General features: G+C 64.8%; 16 protein-coding genes. 1 reads left to right on the plus strand and 15 read right to left on the minus strand.

Annotated features, from left to right (window positions below; translation table 11 throughout):
- Nucleotides 1-50: 50 nt before the first annotated feature.
- The 15 genes from gabD to VPH40_RS12850 form a co-directional block, all read right to left on the minus strand.
- The gene (gene gabD, locus VPH40_RS12780; RefSeq protein ID WP_100875101.1) at nucleotides 51-1,505 is read right to left on the minus strand and encodes an NADP-dependent succinate-semialdehyde dehydrogenase; all 1,455 of its coding nucleotides are present in this window, start codon (nucleotides 1,503-1,505) and stop codon (nucleotides 51-53) included.
- 92 nt (nucleotides 1,506-1,597) lie between these two features.
- The gene (locus VPH40_RS12785) at nucleotides 1,598-2,440 is read right to left on the minus strand and encodes a PPK2 family polyphosphate kinase (protein WP_099665922.1); all 843 of its coding nucleotides are present in this window, start codon (nucleotides 2,438-2,440) and stop codon (nucleotides 1,598-1,600) included.
- Nucleotides 2,437-2,859, minus strand: a complete 423-nt coding sequence (locus VPH40_RS12790; RefSeq protein WP_328573596.1) for a CoA-binding protein — start codon at nucleotides 2,857-2,859, stop codon at nucleotides 2,437-2,439. The genes VPH40_RS12785 and VPH40_RS12790 overlap by 4 nt, the downstream gene beginning before the upstream one ends.
- A 64-nt stretch (nucleotides 2,860-2,923) precedes the next feature.
- Nucleotides 2,924-3,577 carry a bifunctional 2-keto-4-hydroxyglutarate aldolase/2-keto-3-deoxy-6-phosphogluconate aldolase gene (locus VPH40_RS12795; RefSeq protein WP_328573597.1) on the minus strand — a complete coding sequence of 218 codons (654 nt, stop codon included), beginning with the start codon at nucleotides 3,575-3,577 and terminating at the stop codon, nucleotides 2,924-2,926.
- Between the two features lie 13 nt (nucleotides 3,578-3,590).
- Nucleotides 3,591-4,484, minus strand: coding sequence for an SMP-30/gluconolactonase/LRE family protein (locus VPH40_RS12800; protein WP_328573598.1), 894 nt, complete (start codon nucleotides 4,482-4,484; stop codon nucleotides 3,591-3,593).
- A gap of 143 nt (nucleotides 4,485-4,627) precedes the next feature.
- Nucleotides 4,628-6,358 (minus strand): L-arabinonate dehydratase, encoded by a 1,731-nt coding sequence (gene araD, locus VPH40_RS12805; protein ID WP_328573599.1) that lies wholly within the window; start codon nucleotides 6,356-6,358, stop codon nucleotides 4,628-4,630.
- A complete protein-coding gene (locus tag VPH40_RS12810) occupies nucleotides 6,355-7,368 on the minus strand; it encodes a 2-dehydro-3-deoxygalactonokinase (protein ID WP_328573600.1) in 1,014 nt (337 codons plus the stop codon). Before VPH40_RS12810 ends, araD begins: the two co-directional genes overlap by 4 nt.
- Before the next feature lie 84 nt (nucleotides 7,369-7,452).
- On the minus strand, nucleotides 7,453-8,226 hold the full coding sequence (locus VPH40_RS12815; protein ID WP_328573601.1) for an aldose epimerase family protein: 774 nt from the start codon (nucleotides 8,224-8,226) through the stop codon (nucleotides 7,453-7,455).
- Nucleotides 8,223-9,422 carry a XylR family transcriptional regulator gene (locus tag VPH40_RS12820; protein WP_305053689.1) on the minus strand — a complete coding sequence of 400 codons (1,200 nt, stop codon included), beginning with the start codon at nucleotides 9,420-9,422 and terminating at the stop codon, nucleotides 8,223-8,225. Before VPH40_RS12820 ends, VPH40_RS12815 begins: the two co-directional genes overlap by 4 nt.
- Nucleotides 9,423-9,454: 32 nt before the next feature.
- Nucleotides 9,455-10,597: a sugar ABC transporter permease gene (locus tag VPH40_RS12825; protein ID WP_034783811.1), complete on the minus strand. Its 1,143-nt coding sequence runs from the start codon at nucleotides 10,595-10,597 to the stop codon at nucleotides 9,455-9,457.
- Nucleotides 10,594-12,165 (minus strand): D-xylose ABC transporter ATP-binding protein, encoded by a 1,572-nt coding sequence (gene xylG / locus VPH40_RS12830; protein ID WP_328573602.1) that lies wholly within the window; start codon nucleotides 12,163-12,165, stop codon nucleotides 10,594-10,596. The genes VPH40_RS12825 and xylG overlap by 4 nt, the downstream gene beginning before the upstream one ends.
- Before the next feature lie 63 nt (nucleotides 12,166-12,228).
- A complete protein-coding gene (xylF, locus tag VPH40_RS12835) occupies nucleotides 12,229-13,203 on the minus strand; it encodes a D-xylose ABC transporter substrate-binding protein (RefSeq protein ID WP_099377905.1) in 975 nt (324 codons plus the stop codon).
- 91 nt (nucleotides 13,204-13,294) lie between these two features.
- The gene (locus tag VPH40_RS12840) at nucleotides 13,295-15,082 is read right to left on the minus strand and encodes an IlvD/Edd family dehydratase (protein ID WP_328573603.1); all 1,788 of its coding nucleotides are present in this window, start codon (nucleotides 15,080-15,082) and stop codon (nucleotides 13,295-13,297) included.
- Entirely contained in the window at nucleotides 15,079-15,846 is a 768-nt protein-coding gene (locus VPH40_RS12845; protein ID WP_305063072.1) for an SDR family NAD(P)-dependent oxidoreductase, read from the minus strand. Before VPH40_RS12845 ends, VPH40_RS12840 begins: the two co-directional genes overlap by 4 nt.
- Nucleotides 15,847-15,874: 28 nt before the next feature.
- The gene (locus VPH40_RS12850; protein WP_305063071.1) at nucleotides 15,875-17,035 is read right to left on the minus strand and encodes a fumarylacetoacetate hydrolase family protein; all 1,161 of its coding nucleotides are present in this window, start codon (nucleotides 17,033-17,035) and stop codon (nucleotides 15,875-15,877) included.
- Nucleotides 17,036-17,465: 430 nt separating this feature from the next.
- Here VPH40_RS12850 and chvE point away from each other — a divergent pair, with 430 nt between their 5' ends.
- Nucleotides 17,466-18,488 (plus strand): multiple monosaccharide ABC transporter substrate-binding protein, encoded by a 1,023-nt coding sequence (chvE, locus tag VPH40_RS12855; protein WP_369812196.1) that lies wholly within the window; start codon nucleotides 17,466-17,468, stop codon nucleotides 18,486-18,488.
- The last annotated feature ends 36 nt before the right edge of the window (nucleotides 18,489-18,524 follow it).

Consider the following 18,524-nt stretch of genomic DNA (forward strand, 5'->3'; position numbering starts at 1 on the left):
GAGCATCGCAGGCCGGAAAGCGCGCCGCGCAGTAGATTTAATCAAGCATCCTAGATACCGCCCATGCAGATGTACTTGATGACCAGATAGTCCTCGATGCCGTAGGTCGACCCTTCACGGCCCAGGCCCGATTGCTTGACGCCGCCGAAGGGGGCGATCTCGTTCGAGATCAGGCCCGTGTTGACGCCGACCATGCCCGTTTCCAGGCCTTCGGCCACGCGCCAGATGCGGCCGATGTCGCGCGAATAGAAGTAGGCAGCCAGGCCGAATTCCGTGTTGTTGGCCAGGGCAATCACTTCATCGTCCGTCTTGAAGCGGAACAGGGGCGCCAGCGGGCCGAAGGTTTCCTCCGTGGCCACGCGCATGTCGTTCGTCACGTCGGCGATGATGGTCGGTTCGAAGAAGCCGTTGCCCAGCGCGTGGCGCTTGCCGCCAGCGAGCAGGCGGCCGCCCTTGCCCAGCGCGTCGGCCACGTGTTCTTCCACCTTGGCGACGGCCTTGGCGTCGATCAGCGGACCTTGCGTGACGCCCGCCTCGATGCCATTGCCCACCTTCAGCTTGGCCACGGCGGCCACCAGTTTGTCGGCAAACGCGTCATACACGCTGTCCTGCACATACAGACGGTTGGCGCACACGCAGGTCTGGCCGGCGTTGCGGTATTTCGAGGCGATGGCGCCTTCCACGGCCGCATCCAGGTCGGCGTCGTCGAAGACGATGAACGGCGCATTGCCGCCCAGTTCCAGCGACAGTTTCTTGATCGTTGGTGCGCACTGTTCCGCCAGCAGGCGGCCCACCTGGGTCGAACCCGTAAACGTCAGCTTGCGCACGATCGGGTTCGACGTCATTTCGCCGCCGATGTCTTTCGGCGCGCCCGTGACGATGCTGAACACGCCCGCAGGCACGCCCGCGCGCTCGGCCAGCACTGCCAGCGCCAGCGCGGAAAACGGCGTTGCTTCAGCCGGTTTCAGGACCATCGGGCAGCCGGCGGCCAGGGCCGGGCCGACTTTGCGGGTGATCATGGCAGCGGGGAAGTTCCACGGCGTGATGGCGGCGCATACGCCGATCGGCTCCTTGGTGATGACCAGGCGGCGGTCCGGCCACGGCGACTGCAGGGTATCGCCCGCAACGCGCTTGCCCTCTTCGGCAAACCACTCGATGAACGAGGCGCCGAACTGCACTTCACCCTTCGCTTCCGGCAAGGGCTTGCCCTGCTCGGTGGTCATGATCAGCGCCAGATCGTCGGCGTTTTCCAGGATCAGGTCATGCCAGCGGCGCAGCACGGCCGCGCGCTCCTTGGCCGTCTTCTTGCGCCAGGCAGGCCAGGCGGCATTGGCCGCCTCGATGGCGCGGCGCGTCTCGGCGGCGCCCATCAGGGGCACCGTGCCGATATGCTCGCCCGTGGCGGGATTGCTCACATTAATCGTCTGGCCACCATCGGCATCGACCCAGGCTCCATTCACGTAAGCCTGGTGACGCAACAAGGTAGGATCTTTCAACTGCAGCATATGGATCTCCGGTCTGGTTTGAATTATCGACGAGGGATACTATGCCACAGCGCGGCAGATTTCGCAGGCGCGGCGCTGAACTGCCCCAAGCTCTACTCGACCTTGAAAGACGACAGTTTCGGGTCCGGCGCCGGGTATTCCAGTTTCATGCCCTGCAGGGTTTCCAGCAGCAGGGATGCGACCACCAGGTTGCGCTGCGTCTTGGAGTTCGATGGCACCACGTACCACGGCGCGTGGTCGGCATCCGTCTCGCGGATCGCCGTTTCATAGGCGCGCTGGTAGCCATCCCACTTCTTGCGCTGGGCGATATCGTTGGGATCGAACTTCCACTGACGGTCGGGATCGTCGAGCCGCTCCTGCAGCCGTCCCCGTTGCTCGTCCTTCGAGATATGCAGGAAGACCTTCAGGATGACGGTGCCCGTTTCGCTCAGCATGCGCTCGAAATCGCGGATCTGCGCATAGCGGCGCTGGCATTCGGCCTTGTCGATCATGTCCTGCACGCGCGTGATCAGCACATCCTCGTAATGGCTGCGGTTGAAGATGGCGATTTCGCCTTTCACGGGCACGTGCTGGTGCACGCGCCATAGGTAATCGTGCGCCAGTTCGATGTCGGTGGGTCCCTTGAACGCCACGGCGCGGATGCCCATCGGGTTGATATTGCTGAAGATGGCCTTGACCGTGCCATCCTTGCCCGACGTGTCCATGCCCTGCAAGACCAGCAGCACCTTCTTTTTGTGCTGCGCGTACAGCATGCTCTGGCACTCGGCGATCTGCGCCGTCAGGGCCACGGTTTCCTCGCGGTCGATGGCCTTGCACTGGGCCGGCGTCAGCTTCTTGTTGGCCGCCTTGGTGGCGGCGCCCAGCAGGCGCTTGCCGGCGAAATCCTCATTCAGGTCGAAATCCTTCCCGGCCCGGAACTGCGTGCGCGCCTTCATGCCGCCACCGCCAGCTTGCGGTGCTCGATTTTTGTGCAATGGTCCATCACCACCTCCAGTCCCGCCGCCCGCGCCAGCTGCGCCGCCTGCTCGTTGACGACGTCGAGCTGCAGCCACAGACAGCCAGCCTTGACGGTGATGGCTTCCTCGGCGATGGGCAGAATATCTTCTGACTTGCGGAAGCAGTCGACGATGTCGATGCGCGCCGGCGCGACAGCGGCCGCCGCCTCCGTCAGGGTGGCATAGGCGCGCTGCCCCAGCACATCGCGCCCGGCGAGGGCCGGATTGACGGGCAACACGCGGTAGTCATGCCGCAGCAGGTAATCTGCCACTTCATGGCTGGCGCGTTCGGGCTTGTCGGACATGCCGACGATGGCGATGATGCGGCTGTCTTGCAGGATGCGGGCGATGTTGGACATATTCTGGTCTATGAGGCGTGCGACATTGCCCCCTTAGCGTAGCAGATTCCCGTCCCGGTGGGAGCTAGCCAGAAGACTTAGCCGTCCGCACGGCCGCCATCTTCGCCACGAAGGCCTGCGCGCGCGCCGTCACGGCCGCGTAGTCTCCCGTGGCGCCCGAACCACTCAGACTGCTGCCGATGCCTACGGCCACGGCGCCGCTGGCAAACCATGCATGCAGGTTCTCCACCGTCACGCCGCCCGTCGGCATCAACGGCGCTTGCGGCAGGGGCGCGCGCAGGGCCTTGATGTAGGCGGGGCCGAACATCTCGGCGGGGAAGACCTTGACGATATCGGCGCCGGCCTGCAGGGCCGTGACGATCTCCGTCGGCGTCATCGCCCCCGGCATGGACAGCACCTGGTAGCGCTGGCACAGCGTGATGGTCTCCACGTTCACGCCGGGCGAGATGATGAACTGGGCGCCGGCCAGGATGGCGGCGCGCGCCGTCTCCGTATCGAGCACCGTGCCCGCGCCCAGCAGCACGTCATGGCCATGGCGTTCGCGCAGGGTGCGCAGCACGCCCAGGGTATCGGGTGTGGTGAACGCCACTTCCAGCGCCGTGATGCCGCCGGCAATGCACGCCTCGGCGATCTGCACGGCCGCCTGCGCCGAAGGGGCGCGCACGATGCCGACCATACCCCGTTCGAGGATGCCCTCGAAAACCGTGTGCTTCTGCATATGCTCTCTCCTGTCAGGCCGACGGGGCGCCAAAGCGCACTTCCGGCAAACCGCGCACGCCCACCTGGCGCGCATGAAACAATCCCCCGGCCAGCGGTTCGCTCGCCAGCTGGGCCGCGCTCAAGCTCTCCTGCGCCGTGGTGACGAACAATTCGTCGTAGCGCGGGCCGCCCAGGCTCACGCAGCTGGGCTGCGAGACGGGCAGGCTGATCTTGCGCTCGACGCTGCCGTCCGGCGCGAAGCGCAAGACCCTGCCGGCGCCCCATTGCGCGCTCCACAGGTAGTCATCCGCATCGACGGTGGCGCCATCGGCGGCGCCGGGGCCCGGATCGAGCACGGCAAACACGCGCACCCGGCTGGCATCGCCCCCCAGATAATCGTCCCAGCGGTAGATCGCCTTCTTCATCGAGTCGCAGAAGTACATGGCCGTGCCATCGACGCTGAAGCAGATGCTGTTCGAGATGGCGATCTGCGGCAGCGGCAGGCGCTCCAGGGTCAGGTCCAGGTTGAGGCGGTAGAAGCTGGCGACGGCATCGCGGCACGGGCGCTCATCGAGCGTGCCGAAGACAAAGCGTCCCTGGCGGTCGCAGCGGCCATCGTTCAGGCGCGTCATGGGCAAGTCCCCCTCCACCGTGTGCAAGGGCGTGACGGCCCCGCTGCGCGCGTCAAACCAGGCCAGGCGCGAAGCCAGTCCCAGCAGCAGCACATCGTCGCTGTCCGTCAGCGCGAAGCACGCCAGGCGCTCCGGCATGGCCCACGTCTGGCGCTCGCCTGTGGCCAGCACCAGCGCATGCAGCTGGCAGCCTTCGATATTCGTCCAGAAAACGCGGCCGCTGCGTTCGCACCAGCGCACGCCCTCGCCGAGAAAATTCTGCGCATCGACCAGTAATTGGGCCTGTGTCCCCATCATTTTTCCTTTAACTAATGTATAACGCATGATAAAACCGTCGCGAGCGGAAGTCAGTTGTGCCCGAGACGCGCAACTGTGCTTGAGCACAGTGAGCATCGAGGCCGCAAATGACGACGCGCAGCAGGTTTGATCGTGCGCTATCAATGTGATTCGCGCGGAACCGCGGAGCCTCGGCAACCGACGAGGAAGTCGAGGTCCGCGCCTTCGTCGGCCTGCGTCACGTGCTTGATGTACATCGACTGGTAGCCGCCCTTCATAGCAGGCTGCGGCGCTGTCCACTCGGAGCGGCGGCGCGCCAGCTCGGCCTCGTCGACGTCCAGGTGCAAACGCCGTCCCGCCACGTCGAGTTCAATCATATCGCCATCGCGCACCAGGGCCAGCGGCCCGCCCACGGCCGCTTCCGGCACCACGTGCAACACCACCGTACCGTAGGCCGTGCCGCTCATGCGCGCGTCCGAGATGCGCACCATGTCGCGCACGCCCTGTTCCAGCAGTTTTTTCGGCAATCCCATATTGCCCACTTCGGCCATGCCCGGATAGCCCTGCGGGCCGCAATTTTGCAGCACCATCACGCAGCTGGCATCGATATCGAGGGCGGGATCGTCAACGCGCTTTTTATAGTGCTCGATGCTGTTGAAGACGACGGCGCGGCCACGGTGCTGCATCAGTTCCGGCGAAGCGGCGGAAGGCTTGATGACGGCACCGCGCGGGGCCAGGTTGCCATGCAGGACGGCGATGCCGCCCTCGTCCTTGAATGGCTGCGCCAGCGGCGTGATCACCTCGGGATTGAAATTTTCCGCTTCGGCCACGTTGACGGCCATGCTGGCGCCAGTGACGGTGAGCGCCTCGCCATGCAATTTGCCCAGCAAGTCGCGGATGATCACGGGCAAACCGCCCGCATAGTAAAAATCTTCCATCAGGTACTGGCCCGACGGCATCAGGTTGAGCAGGCACGGTATGTCACGGCCCAGGCGGTCCCAGTCGCCCAGGCGCATGTCCACGCCGATGCGCCCGGCGATGGCCAGCAGGTGGATCACCGCATTCGTCGAGCCGCCGATGGCGCCGTTGACCATGATGGCGTTTTCAAACGCTTCGCGCGTGAGGATCTGCGACAGTTTCAGGTCTTCGCGCACCATGTCGACGATGCGCCGGCCCGTCAGCTGCGCCTGCAGCTTGCGGCGCGCATCGACGGCGGGAATGGCCGCGTTGCCGGGCAGGGTCACGCCCAGTGCCTCGACCATGCTGGCCATGGTGGAAGCCGTGCCCATGGTCATGCAGTGGCCGGCGGAGCGTGACATGCACGATTCGGCCTGCTTGAATTCGTTTGAGGTCATGCGCCCGGCGCGCACGTCTTCGGAAAACTTCCACACGTCCGTGCCGGAGCCGATCGGTTTGCCGCGGTAGTTGCCGTTCAGCATGGGGCCGCCAGACAGCACGATAGTGGGCAAATCCACGCTGGCCGCGCCCATCAGCAGGGCCGGAGTGGTCTTGTCGCAGCCCGTCAGCAGCACCACGCCATCGATCGGGTTGGCGCGGATCGATTCCTCGACATCCATGCTGGCCAGGTTACGGAACAACATGGCCGTCGGGCGCAGGTTCGTCTCGCCCAGCGACATCACGGGGAATTCGACGGGAAAACCGCCCGCTTCAAGTACGCCGCGCTTGACCATCTCGGCCAGGTCGCGGAAATGGCCATTGCAGGGGGTCAGTTCGGACCAGGTATTGCAGATGCCGATGACGGGACGGCCATCGAAGGCGTCGCTGGGATAGCCCTGGTTCTTCATCCAGCTGCGGTGAATGAAACTGTCCTTGTCGTCGCCGCCAAACCACGCTTGCGAACGCAAGGGACGCTTGTTCTTGTTGTCACTCATACTGTCTCCTGCGGGGAAATCAAGCCGCGCGCGGCGGCGATCAGCAGCGCACCGTGACCAGCCAGATTGGCTTGCTGCTGGTCGTCGACGATGATGCGCTTGCCATAAAAAAATCCGTGTTCTTCGATCAGCAGCCCGAGCGCCTGGCGCAGCATGGGCTTGCCGGTAATGACGAGCGGGGTATCGGGCCGCATCTGGATGGCGGTGCTGTTGCGCAGCGCCAGCAAGTCGCCACTGAGGACGGCACCCATCAGGAAATTGGCCCGCTCGTTGCATTCGACGGCGCTGAACTGGCCCAGGGTGCGCACGCTGAAACAGGCGCGCGCCAGCCCCGTTTTTTGCGCCGCCGCCGCGCCGGCCAGCAGCATTTTCGGCACCAGGGTCTGCGCAAAACCGCCATCGACCGATTGCTTGATCAGGGTGTGCTGCGTGATCGCCTGCAGCAGTTCGCCCGCGATGGTGGTGCTGCAGCCGAGGATGCGGCGCTGCTCGTCCACGCTGATCAGTTTGGTATGCGAGCCGGGCATGATCAGGGTTGCCGCGCCCCGCAATTGCAGGCGCTCGAGCAGCGCGACGACTTCCGTCTCTTCGCCGCGCATCATGTCCATCGCCTCGACGTTATGCAGGCCGACGGCGCCATGCTGGTTGCGCACGCCGGGAATCAGCCACAGGGGCTGCGCCAGCACGTCGGGCAAGTCCACCGCCTGCATGCCTTGCGCCAGCTGGGCCAGGCCGGCGGGAGCCGGCAAATGCGGCACTTCCCGCACGCCCATGGGCGAGGTGATCATGCCCGACGCCAGCGCCAGGTCCACCTCGGACGGCGCGATGCCCGCGCTGGCCAGCACGCAGGCGATGGTGTCGCGCAGCGCCTGTTTCAGCGCGCCGTTATGGCCATCGATGGCGGTATTGCGCACGCCCGTTTCCAGCAGCGCCTGGGCGACGACGGCGCCCGCGCGCCACAGCAAGGTACGCGTATTGGTGGTGCCGGCATCGATGGTGAGTATGTTCATGGGCAGGTTCGCAGCGTCGGTCAGGACAAAAATAAATGAGGGAAAAACTACCCCATGGTAGAACTGCCCCGCATATCTGACCAATCACTTATTTGACATCATTGATACCGGTTCGGATATGTCAAACGCGTCGATATCCTGCACGCCCAAACGGTAGGCGAGCGTGAATCGCATCGCCTGTCCCGGCTGCATGTCCACACCCTGCGCCAGCAGGGAAAAACAGCGCGCATCGGAATACAGATGGCAGCTGTCCTGGGTGCTGGAAAAACGCAAGACCCGGCCGGACGCGGGGTCGACAACCCGCGCCGCCTCGCGCAGCTGGCCGCTGCCCGTCCAGTAAAAGTCATGCCGGAATCCCGGCAAGTGGGCCAGCGCGGGCCAGGCCAGGCGCGAAGCGAGCGGCGCCGGCTGGCGGAAGTCGAAGGCGCTGCCCGCCACATCGAGCGGCGCGCCACCCGCACAGCCACCAGGCCAAGGCCAGTAATGGTCGGCAGCCAGGCGCAGCACATGGTCGCCCACGCTGGCATGGTGGCCCTGCAGATTGAAGCGGGGCGCGGCAAGCGCAAAACGGGAAACGGTATCGGATGTGGCGACACAGTCGAGGTGCAGGCTGCCGTCGTCATCAAACCGGTAGCTCAGGCGCACCGACAGGCCGTCTTGCGCCAGCTGCAACTGCAAGTGGCCATCGTCGGGCGATGCGCACTGCCAGCCCGTGGAGGATCGCGCCGCTGGGGGCGCCGCGCCCAGCACATCGGCCAGCCGGCCATAGCGGTCGGGCGCCCACCAGGCCCGCACGCTGGCATCGTGCGTATCGATGGCCACGCGCATGCCGCGCGCATTGCGCAGCAGATGCATCATGGCGCCTGCCCGGGGGCTGGCGGCGGCCGGCTGCGCTGCTGGAATTCGCGCGGCGTGCAACCGAGTTCGCGCTTGAAGACGGCATGCATGTACTGCACCGTGGTAAAACCGCAACGCACGGCCACCTCGGCCACCTGCCCCGGCCCGCGCGCGAGCAGGGTCTTGGCCGCATCGAGCTTGAAATGCAGGATTTCATCGTGCACGCTGCGCCCCAGCTCGTGGCGGAAGTGCGCTTCCAGCGAAGAGCGCGACACGCCCACGTAATCGGCCACCTGCTCCGTCTTGATGCCCTGGCAGGCGTACTGGCGAATGAAGTGGCGCGCCTGCATCACCTGCGGATGCTGGAAGGGCTGGTGGCGCGTGGAGGCGAGCACGTTCAGGCCGGCCGGCGGCACCAGGATGCGCGTGCCGGACAGGCGCGCGCCGTTGAGCATCTGGTGCAGCAGATGCGCCGCCGTGCGGCCCATTTCCTCCGTGCCCTGGATCACGGAACTCAAGGGAATGCGCGTGAGCATGCGCGCCAGCGGGTCGTTGTCGATGCCGATCAGGGCGACCTGCTCCGGCACGGCGATGCCAGCGTGCATGCAGGCTTGCAGCAGCTGGCGCGCGCGTGCGTCGCTGACGGCGATGATGCCGACGGGTTTTTCCAGGCTGTTGAGCCAGGCGATCTGCTGCTCCACCGCTTCGTCCCATGACGGCGCGCTGGTGGCGACGCCCCGGTACACGTCGGCATGCATGTGGTCGCGCTCCATCAAGGTGCAAAACGCCGTTTCGCGCTCCTGCGCCCAGCGGTTGACATCGGCCTCGGGCAGGCTGAAACAGGCAAAGCGGCTCAATCCCGCTTCCACCAGGTGTTCATAGGCCAGCTTGACGATCTTGAAATTATCCGTCGCCACGTACGGGATGACGGCCGGGTAGTCCTCCGCGCGCGCATACGAGCCGCCCACGGCCACCACGGGCAGGCGGCTGTGCGCCAGCGCCGCGCAGACGGCGGGATCGTCGAAATCGGCGATGATGCCGTCGCCCTGCCAGCGTTCGATGCCCGGCAGGCGGCAACGAAAATCCTCTTCCAGGAACAGGTCCCACGACACGCGCGTGGTGTTCAGGTAGGCGGCGATGCCCGCGATGATGTCGCGGTCATAGATTTTATTCCCGTTAAACAGCAGCGCGATCCGGTGCGCGGTCGGCATCTTCATGGTGTCTCCTCCCGTGCCAGATCGTTTCACGGCTAGCGGCGTCCGGCACGCGTGCTGACATCGACCCACACGGCGAGGGTGAGGATACTGCCTTTTACGATCATCTGCCAGTAGGTGTCCACGTCCAGCATGGACATGCCGTTATCGAGGCTGGCCATCACCAGCGCGCCGATCAGGGCGCCATACACGGTGCCCGAGCCGCCGCGCATCGAGGTGCCGCCGATGAAGCAGGCGGCGATGGCATCGAGTTCGCTGAAGGTGCCGGCCGAGGGCGAACCGGCCGCCAGGCGGCCCGTGTTGATCAGGCCCGCCAGCGCGCACATCAGGCCCATGATGCCGAAGATCCACAGCTTGACGGCTTTCACATTGATGCCGGACAGGCGCGTCGCTTCCATATTGCTGCCGACAGCGTAGATGCGCCGCCCGAACACGGTCTGGCTGGTGATGTAGCTGAACAGCCCCAGCAGGGCCAGCAGCAACAGCACGGGCAGAGGAATGCCTTCATAACCGTTCAGGGTTTGCACGAAGGCGTACAGCACGGCACCGATGACGGCCAGGCGCAAGCCGTCGGCCCAGGGCGCCGTCTGCGGCAAGCCATGCTGCGCGCGGCTGGCGCGCGCGCGCCACGTCAGGAAAGCGGCCAGCAGGAACAGGCCGATGCCCAGTACGATGCCGGGCACCGCGGGCAGGTAGCCCTGCCCCAGGTAGACCATCGGCTCGGAGACGGGCGCGATCGTGATGCCGCCCGTGATGCCCAGCAGGATGCCACGATACGCCAGCATGCCGCCCAGGCCGACGATGAAGGACGGGATGCCCCGGTACGCCGTCAGGTAGCCGTTGAGCAAACCGATCACCAGGCCGCAGCCGAGTACCGCCGCCAGGTTCAAGGCCAGGGGCCAGTGCTGCGTCACGTCCAGCACGGCGGCGATGCCGCCGAGTAGCCCCAGCAGGGAGCCGATCGACAGGTCGATCTCGCCAGCGATAATCACCAGCACCATGCCGCAGGCGAGGATACCGGTGACGGACATCTGGCGCAGCAGGTTCGACAGGTTGCGCGGCGTAAGGAAACTGCCCTCCGTCTTCCACGAAAAGAAGGCCCAGATCAGCGCCACGGCAATCAGCAGGGCCAGCATCTTGTATTGGGTGAACAGCTGTTTGATACTGTGCGGTTTCATGCTGCGGGTTCCTTGTTTGCGGTGTTGGCGGCGGGTGCCGGGCGCTGGTCCAGCGCCGCCGCCAGCACGGTTTCCTGGCTCAGGCCATCGTTGATAAAGTCTCCGCGCAGGCGGCCTTCGCCCATCACCAGCACGCGGTCGGACACGCCCAGCACTTCGGCCAGTTCCGACGAGACCATGATGATGGCCACGCCCCGGTCGGCCAGCGCCAGCATCAATTTATAGATTTCATATTTGGCGCCCACGTCCACGCCGCGCGTGGGCTCGTCGAGAATCAGGACGCGCGGGCGCGTCAGCAGCATCTTGGCCAGCACGGCCTTTTGCTGGTTTCCGCCCGACAGGCTCGTAATGGGCAGCGACGGGCTGGCCGCCTTCAGCTCCAGCCGGGCGATCTCGCCGCGCACGGCCGTCAATTCCACCTCGCCATCGATGCGCGTGGCGCGCGCGAACTGCTCCAGAACGGCCAGGGTGATGTTCTGCCCCACGTCGAGGTCGGGCACGATGCCGTGATGCTTGCGGTCTTCCGGTACCATGGCCAGGCCCATGGCGATGGCTTTTTGCGGCGAACCGGTATCGATTCTCCGGCCATCGAGCCACACTTCGGCCTGGCACTGCCCCTGGTAGGCGCCGAACAGGGCCGAGACGAGCTCCGTGCGCCCCGCCCCCACCAGACCGGCGATGCCGAGGATTTCGCCCTTGCGCAGGGTAAATGACACATCGTCGACGCGCTTGCGCTGCGGGTTGTCGGCGTCGATGCAAGTCACATGGCGCGCCTCGAACAGCACCTCGCCAATGGCCGGCGGCTGCGCGCGCTGCGGATACAGCTGGCTCATTTCGCGGCCCACCATCTGCGCGATGATGCGTTCGACGTTCATCTGCGCCATCGGCGTGGTGGCGATATGCCTGCCGTCGCGGATGACGACGATGGTGTCGCAGATGGCCGCCACTTCATCGAGCTTGTGCGAAATGTAGATGCAGGTGACGCCCTTGGCCTTCAACGCGCGCAGGATATCGAGCAGCACGGCGATTTCCGACGCCGTCAGCGACGATGACGGCTCGTCGAGAATCAGCAAGCGCGCATTCTTGTTGAGCGCCTTGGCGATTTCCACCAGTTGCTGGTGGCCGCCGCCGTAATTCATCACGGGCTGCGCCACGTTCAATTCGGGAATTTTCAGTTCGCGCAGCAGCTCGTCGGCGCGCTTGTACATGGCCGCATAATGCATGCGCCCACCCGGCAGGGTCAACTCGCGGCCCATGAAGATATTTTCGGCCACGGACAGCTGCGGCACCAGCATCAGCTCCTGGTGGATGATGATGATGCCCGCGTCTTCCGTGTCGCGGATCGATTGCGCGCGCAGGGGCTGGCCATCCCACAGGATGTCGCCATCCCAGGTGCCGTGCGGGTACACGCCGGACAGCACTTTCATCAGGGTCGACTTGCCGGCGCCATTCTCGCCGCACAGACCGATGCATTCGCCGGCCCGCACCTGCAGGTCGATGCCGTCAAGCGCGCGGACACCGCCAAACTGTTTGACGATGCCTTTCATTTCAAGCAGATAGTCGGACATGCTCACTCTCGTTGCGGATTAACAGAAATCAGGGGTCAGTCCCGGCGGGTCTGACCCCAGCTTTTAGTTGCCCAACTGAGCTTTGGTATAGAAGCCGTCGTCGACGAGAATGTTCACATTCGCCTTGGTCAAGGGCGTAGGTTTCAACAGCACCGTGCTGACCTTTTTCAGGCCGTTGTCATAGCTGGAGTTATAGGCTGGCTTTTCATTGCGCGCCAGTTGCACGGCCAGCTTGGCCGCTTCGGCGGCGATGGTTTTCAGTGGCTTGTAGACAGTCATCGACTGCGTGCCGGCGATCACGCGTTTCACCGCCGCCAGATCGGCGTCCTGGCCCGAGACAGGCACCTTGCCTGCCAGTTTTTGCGCGGCCAGGGCCTGGATGGCGCCGCCGGCCGTGCCATCGTTCGAGGCGACGATGGCGTCGATCTTGTTGCCGTTGGCCGTCAGCGCGTTTTCCACGATGGACAGCGCTTCGGTGGCGCTCCAGTCCTTCACCCATTGCTGGCCGACGATCTTGATGTCACCCTTGTCGATGAACGGTTTGAGTACCTTCATCTGGCCTTCGCGCAGCATCTTGGCATTGTTGTCGGTCGGCGAGCCGCCCAGCAGGTAGTAATTGCCCTTCGGCTGCAGCTTGGTCACGCCCTCGGCCTGCATTTCGCCCACTTTCTCGTTGTCGAACGAGATATACGCGTCGATATCGGCATTCAGGATCAGGCGGTCATACGACAGCACCTTGATGCCAGCCTTTTTCGCTTCCTTGACGGTGTTGTTCAATACCGTTGCGTTGAACGGCACGATCACCAGCACGTCCACGCCGCGCGAGATCAGGTTCTCGATCTGCGAAATCTGACGCTGCTCGCTGGCATCGGCCGATTGCACGAAGACCTTGGCGCCCTGCTTTTCGGCGGCGGCGATGAAGAAATCGCGGTCGCGCGTCCAGCGCTCCACGCGCAGATCGTCGATGGAAAAGCCGATCTTCGGGTTTTTTGCATCGGCCAGGGCGGCGCTGCTGCTCAATGCCAGCATGGCGGTCATGATGGCTGCACTGATGATCTTGTTCATTGTGTGTCTCCTTGTGGATTTTATTAACAACGTTTTTTCACTACGGGTGTTGCGGCTTCAAAAATCAATGGTTATGGCGTGGCAGGGTCTGTCCCACGGCGCGGTATTTCAGCGCAAGCTCCATGCAGGCGCCCGTTTCCAGCTGGCCCACGCTGGCGCGGTAGAGCTCCTGCCATGGCGTGGCGCTGTCGTTGACGGGCGGCGGCAGCTCGTTGGCGCGGCGCGCCAGTTCCTGTGCCTCGACCAGCATGTCGCAACGGCCCGCGTTCAAGTCCACGCGGATCATGTCGCCCGTGCGCAGCAGCGCCAGGCCGCCACCGACCGCGCTTTCCGGCGACGCGTTCAGGATCGAGGGACTGTCCGAGGTGCCCGACTGGCGCCCGTCGCCCAGGGTCGGCAGGTTCAAAATGCCGGCCTTGAGCAAGGCGTCGGGCGGCTGCATGTTGACCACTTCGGCCGAGCCGGGCCAGCCGACAGGGCCGGCGCCACGCATGACCAGCATGCAGCTGTCGTCGATGGCCAGGGCCGGGTCGTTGATGCGCGCGTGGTAGTCGTTTGACCCGTCAAAGACAATGGCGCGCGCCTCGAATACGCCTTCGCTGCCCGGGCGCGACAGGTAGCGCTCGCGGAAAGCGGGCGAGATCACGCTGGTCTTCATGATGGCGAAGTCGAACAGGTTGCCCTGCAAGGCCATGAAACCGGCCTTTTCCTTCAGCGGCGCGGCAAACGGACAGATCATCTCGCGGTCCGCGCTTTCGCGCCCGGCCAGGTTCGCCGCCATCGTCTGGCCCGTGACGGTGGGCCGCTCGGCATGCAGCAAACCCGCCTGGAGCAACTCCCACATCACGGCCGGCACGCCGCCGGCGCGGTGGAAACGCTCGCCCAGGAATTTGCCGGCCGGCTGCATGTTCAGCAGCAGCGGCACGTCGTAGCCGTGTTCCATCCAGTCGCTCGAATGCAATGCCACGCCCGCATGGCGGGCCATGGCCATCAAATGGGGCTGGGCGTTGGTCGAGCCGCCGATGGCCGCGTTGACGATGATGGCGTCCAAAAACGCTGCGCGCGTGAGGATGCTTGAAGGACGGACGTCCTCGAACGCCATGTCGACGATGCGGCACCCCGTGGCATAGGCAATCTGGCCACGCTCGCGGTACGGCGCGGGGATGGCCGAACAGCCCGTCAGGGACATGCCCAGCGCCTCGGCCAGCGCATTCATCGTCGATGCCGTGCCCATGGTGTTGCAGTGGCCGGCCGATGGCGCCGAGGCGGCGGCGATCTGCAGGAATTTGTCGTTGTCGATCAAGCCGGCGGACAACTGGCGGCGGCCCTTCCAGATGGCTGCGCCGGAACCCACCAGTTCGCCGTCCATCCAGCCGTCGAGCATGGGCCCGCCCGACAGCACGATGGCGGGAATGTCCACCGTGGCGGCGGCCATTAATTGCGCCGGCGTCGTCTTGTCGCAGCCGGTGGTCAGCACCACGGCGTCGATCGGGTAGCCATGCAGGATTTCCACCAGGCCCAGATACGCCAGGTTGCGGTCCAGCGCTGCCGTGGGACGGCGGCAGTTCTCGAAGATCGGGTGCAGCGGGAATTCCATCGGGATGCCGCCCGCGTCGCGGATGCCGTCGCGCACGCGCTGCGCCAGTTCCAGGTGGATGCGGTTGCAGGGACTGATGTCGCTGCCGCTTTGCGCAATGCCGATGATGGGACGGCCCGAACGCAGCTCCTCGGCCGTGATGCCGTAGTTCATGAAGCGCTCCAGGTACAGCGCCGTCATGTCGATGTGCTCGGGATTGTCGAACCAGTCCTGCGAGCGGAAGCGCCGCGACGGGCGTTGGGCAGGAATGTTCATGCGCCGTACCAGCCTGCGTCGACGTAGTATTCGCGGCCGGCGCACTTGGCCGCGTTGTCCGACGCGAGGAACAGCGCCAGCGCCGCCACGTCTTCCGGCTCCACGCGCAGTTGCAGGCATTGTCCCTGCAGGATCACGGCTTCCGCCTCCGGCGTATGCCACAGCCGCTCTTGGCGCGGCGTGCGCACGGCGCCGGGAATGATGCAATTGACGCGGATACCGTCGACGCCCAGGTCGCGCGCCAGGCCGCGCGTCAGGCCCTCGATGCCGGCTTTCGCCGTCATGTAGATCGACAGGCGCGCTTGCGCCAGGTGCCAGGAAATCGAGCCCAGGTTGAGGATCACGCCGCCCCCCTTGGCGCGCATGGCCGGCGCCACGGCCTGGGCGCAGAAATACTGGTGGCGCAGGTTGACGGCGATGCGCTCGTCCCAGTAGGCAGGCGTGACGTCCTGTAACTGGTGGCGGTCGTCATTGGCCGCGTTGTTGATGAGGATATTCGTGGCGCCCGCGCTGTGTTCAATCTCGGCGAAGGTGGCGGCCAGGGCGCCCAGGTCCGTCAGGTCGCAATAGCGGAACACGGGCGGCTGCGGCAGGTGCGCCAGCTTTTCCTGCAACGCCAGCGACGCCTCGCGGGCGATGTCGAGGAAAGTGACGTGGGCGCCCTGGCGCGCGAACGCCTCGACGAAGGCCACGCCGATGCCGGTGCCTCCGCCCGTGATGACGACGCGCTGACCTGCCAGGCTGGGATAGATTGCATGTTGCATGGTGTCTCTCGTTATAGGAATTGGGAAATCAGATCAGGCCGCGCTGCGCCAGGTTCTGGTACAGCGCGCGCACGCCGAACGTCCAGGGAGGAATCGCATCGCAGCGCTGCACTTTGTTAACCAGCGCGCCCAGCGCGGCGCTGGCAATCGTCACCCGGTCGCCCAGGTGGTGCGTGAAGCCGCCGCCCTGCGCGCCGCGGTCCTTCACGGGCGAGAACATGGTCCCCAGGAACAGCATGAAGCCGTCCGGATACTGGTGATACGGGCCCGCCGTCTGGCGCACCAAGTCCAGCGGGTCGCGGCTGATCTCGCGCATGAAGCTGACGCCTTCGAGCACAAAGCCGTCGTCCGCGCTTTCGATCAGCAGCGACACTTCCGCCTGGCGCACGGTGTCGAGCGTGAAGTGTTCGTCGAACAGGCGGATGAAGGGACCGATGGCGCAGGAACCGTTGTTATCCTTGGCCTTGCCCAGCAAGAGGGCGCTGCGCCCTTCGATGTCGCGCAGGTTGACGTCGTTGCCCAAGGTCGCCCCCAGCACCTCGCCGCGGCTGTTGACGGCCAGGACGATCTCCGGCTCCGGGTTGTTCCAGGCAGACGACGGCAGCAAGCCCACCTGCGCGCCGCAACCCACCGACGACATCGGCTGCGCCTTGGTAAACACTTCCGCATCGGGGCCAATGCCCACTTCCATGTACTGCGACCAAGCGCCGCGCTGCTGCAGCTGCTGTTTCAGGCGCTGCGCCGCCTCCGAGCCGGGTTTTAAGGCCGACAAATCGCCGCCCAGGGTCGTTTGCAGGGCGGTGCGCAGACTCGCCGCGCGCGCCGCGTCGCCGCCCGCCTGTTCCTCGATCACCCGTTCGAGCAGGCTGACGGCGAAGGTCACGCCGCAGGCCTTGACGGCCTGCAGGTCGCACGGCGCCAGCAGCAACGGCTCGTCGGCCGGCGCGGCCAGCGCCTGCTCCAGCAGCGCCTGCACGGGGCCGAGGGCCACGCCGGGCGCATGGCGGGCGATATCGAGCGCATCGCTGCGCTCGAACAGCTCGGCCACCGTCGCCACCGTCTGCGTGATGTCGACCACCTCGCCGCCACGCACGGCGACGACGCAGGGGCCGTCACGCCAGATGCGGCCGATGAGGAGGGCCTGCGCCAGGTCGGCAGGCAACAGGGAGGCGGGAGAAATCGGCTGCATGGCAAGCTTTCAAAAGGTCGGGACGGGATGGCTGGTCTTCAAGTTCGGACCGATTCTGCGCGCCGCCCTGTGTCGCCGCAATTACGAAAATCACCAAATTGAATGATGATTATTGGTATTGCAGCGCACCAAAAAAAGCCGCCGTCCGGCCCCCGTTTCCGCCCGGCCCGCAGGCGGGCAGGGGCGGCATGGCGCATTGCATCAATTGGCCCATCGATATCGTTTTGGATATCGCCAATGCGAAAAAAGTGATTGGTGAGGGATGGATGGACAAACTAGTATCAGCCGTGGCCTGCAATCGGCCATCCGCACGGAGCCCGCCCACTGGGACGACGGCCCTGGCACATTCAACTATCGAAGACGGTGGAGACCTGAAATGAAAACAACAATGAAAATGCTGACCGCGAGCCTGGCGCTGGCCATCTCCGGCATGGCGGTAATGCCCGTGGCAAGCGCCGCCGACAAGGGCGCGATTGGCATCTCGATGCCGACCAAGTCGTCCATGCGCTGGATCGCCGACGGCGACAACATGGTCAAGGTATTCAAGGAGCGCGGCTACAAGACGGACTTGCAGTTTGCCGACGACGATATCCCGAACCAGCTGGCGCAGGTGGAAAACATGATCACCAAGGGCGCCAAGGTGCTGGTGATCGCCGCCATCGACGGCACCACCCTGTCGAACGTGCTGCAAAAAGCGGCCGACAAGGGCATCAAGGTCATTTCGTATGACCGCCTGATCCGCGGCACGAAAAACATCGATTACTACGCCACCTTCGACAACTTTCAGGTCGGCGTGCTGCAAGCGGGCTATATCGAATCGGCGCTGAAACTCAAGGAAGGCAAGGGCCCGTTCAACATCGAGCTGTTCGGCGGCTCGGCCGATGACAACAACGCGCACTTCTTCTACAACGGCGCGCTGTCGGTGCTGAAACCCTACATCGACAGCGGCAAGCTGGTGGTGCGCTCGAAGCAGATGGGCATGGAAAAGGTCGCCACCCTGCGCTGGGACGGCGCCGTGGCGCAGGCGCGCATGGACAACCTGCTCAGCGCCTACTACGGCAATGCGCGTGTCGACGCGGTGCTGTCGCCGTATGACGGCTTGAGCATCGGCATCCTGTCCTCGCTCAAGGGCGTCGGCTACGGCACGCCGAAACAACCGTTCCCCGTCGTGACGGGCCAGGATGCGGAAATCCCGTCGGTGAAATCGATCATCCGCGGCGAACAGGCATCGACCGTGTTCAAGGACACGCGCGAATTGGCCAAGGTGACGGCGAACATGGTCGACGCGATGATGAGCGGCAAGACGCCGACCGTCAACGACACCAAGACCTATAACAACGGTATCAAGGTGGTGCCATCGTACCTGTTGAAACCGGTCACCGTCGACAAGGCGAACTGGAAGCAGGTGCTCGTCACCGGCAGCGGCTACTACACGGAAGCGCAAGTGAAATAAGCATCGACGGTACTGAAGGCCCGGCGCTGCCGGGCC

The organism is Janthinobacterium sp. P210005 (genome assembly GCF_036231865.1).
Taxonomy (GTDB): Bacteria; Pseudomonadota; Gammaproteobacteria; order Burkholderiales; family Burkholderiaceae_D; genus Janthinobacterium; species Janthinobacterium kumbetense.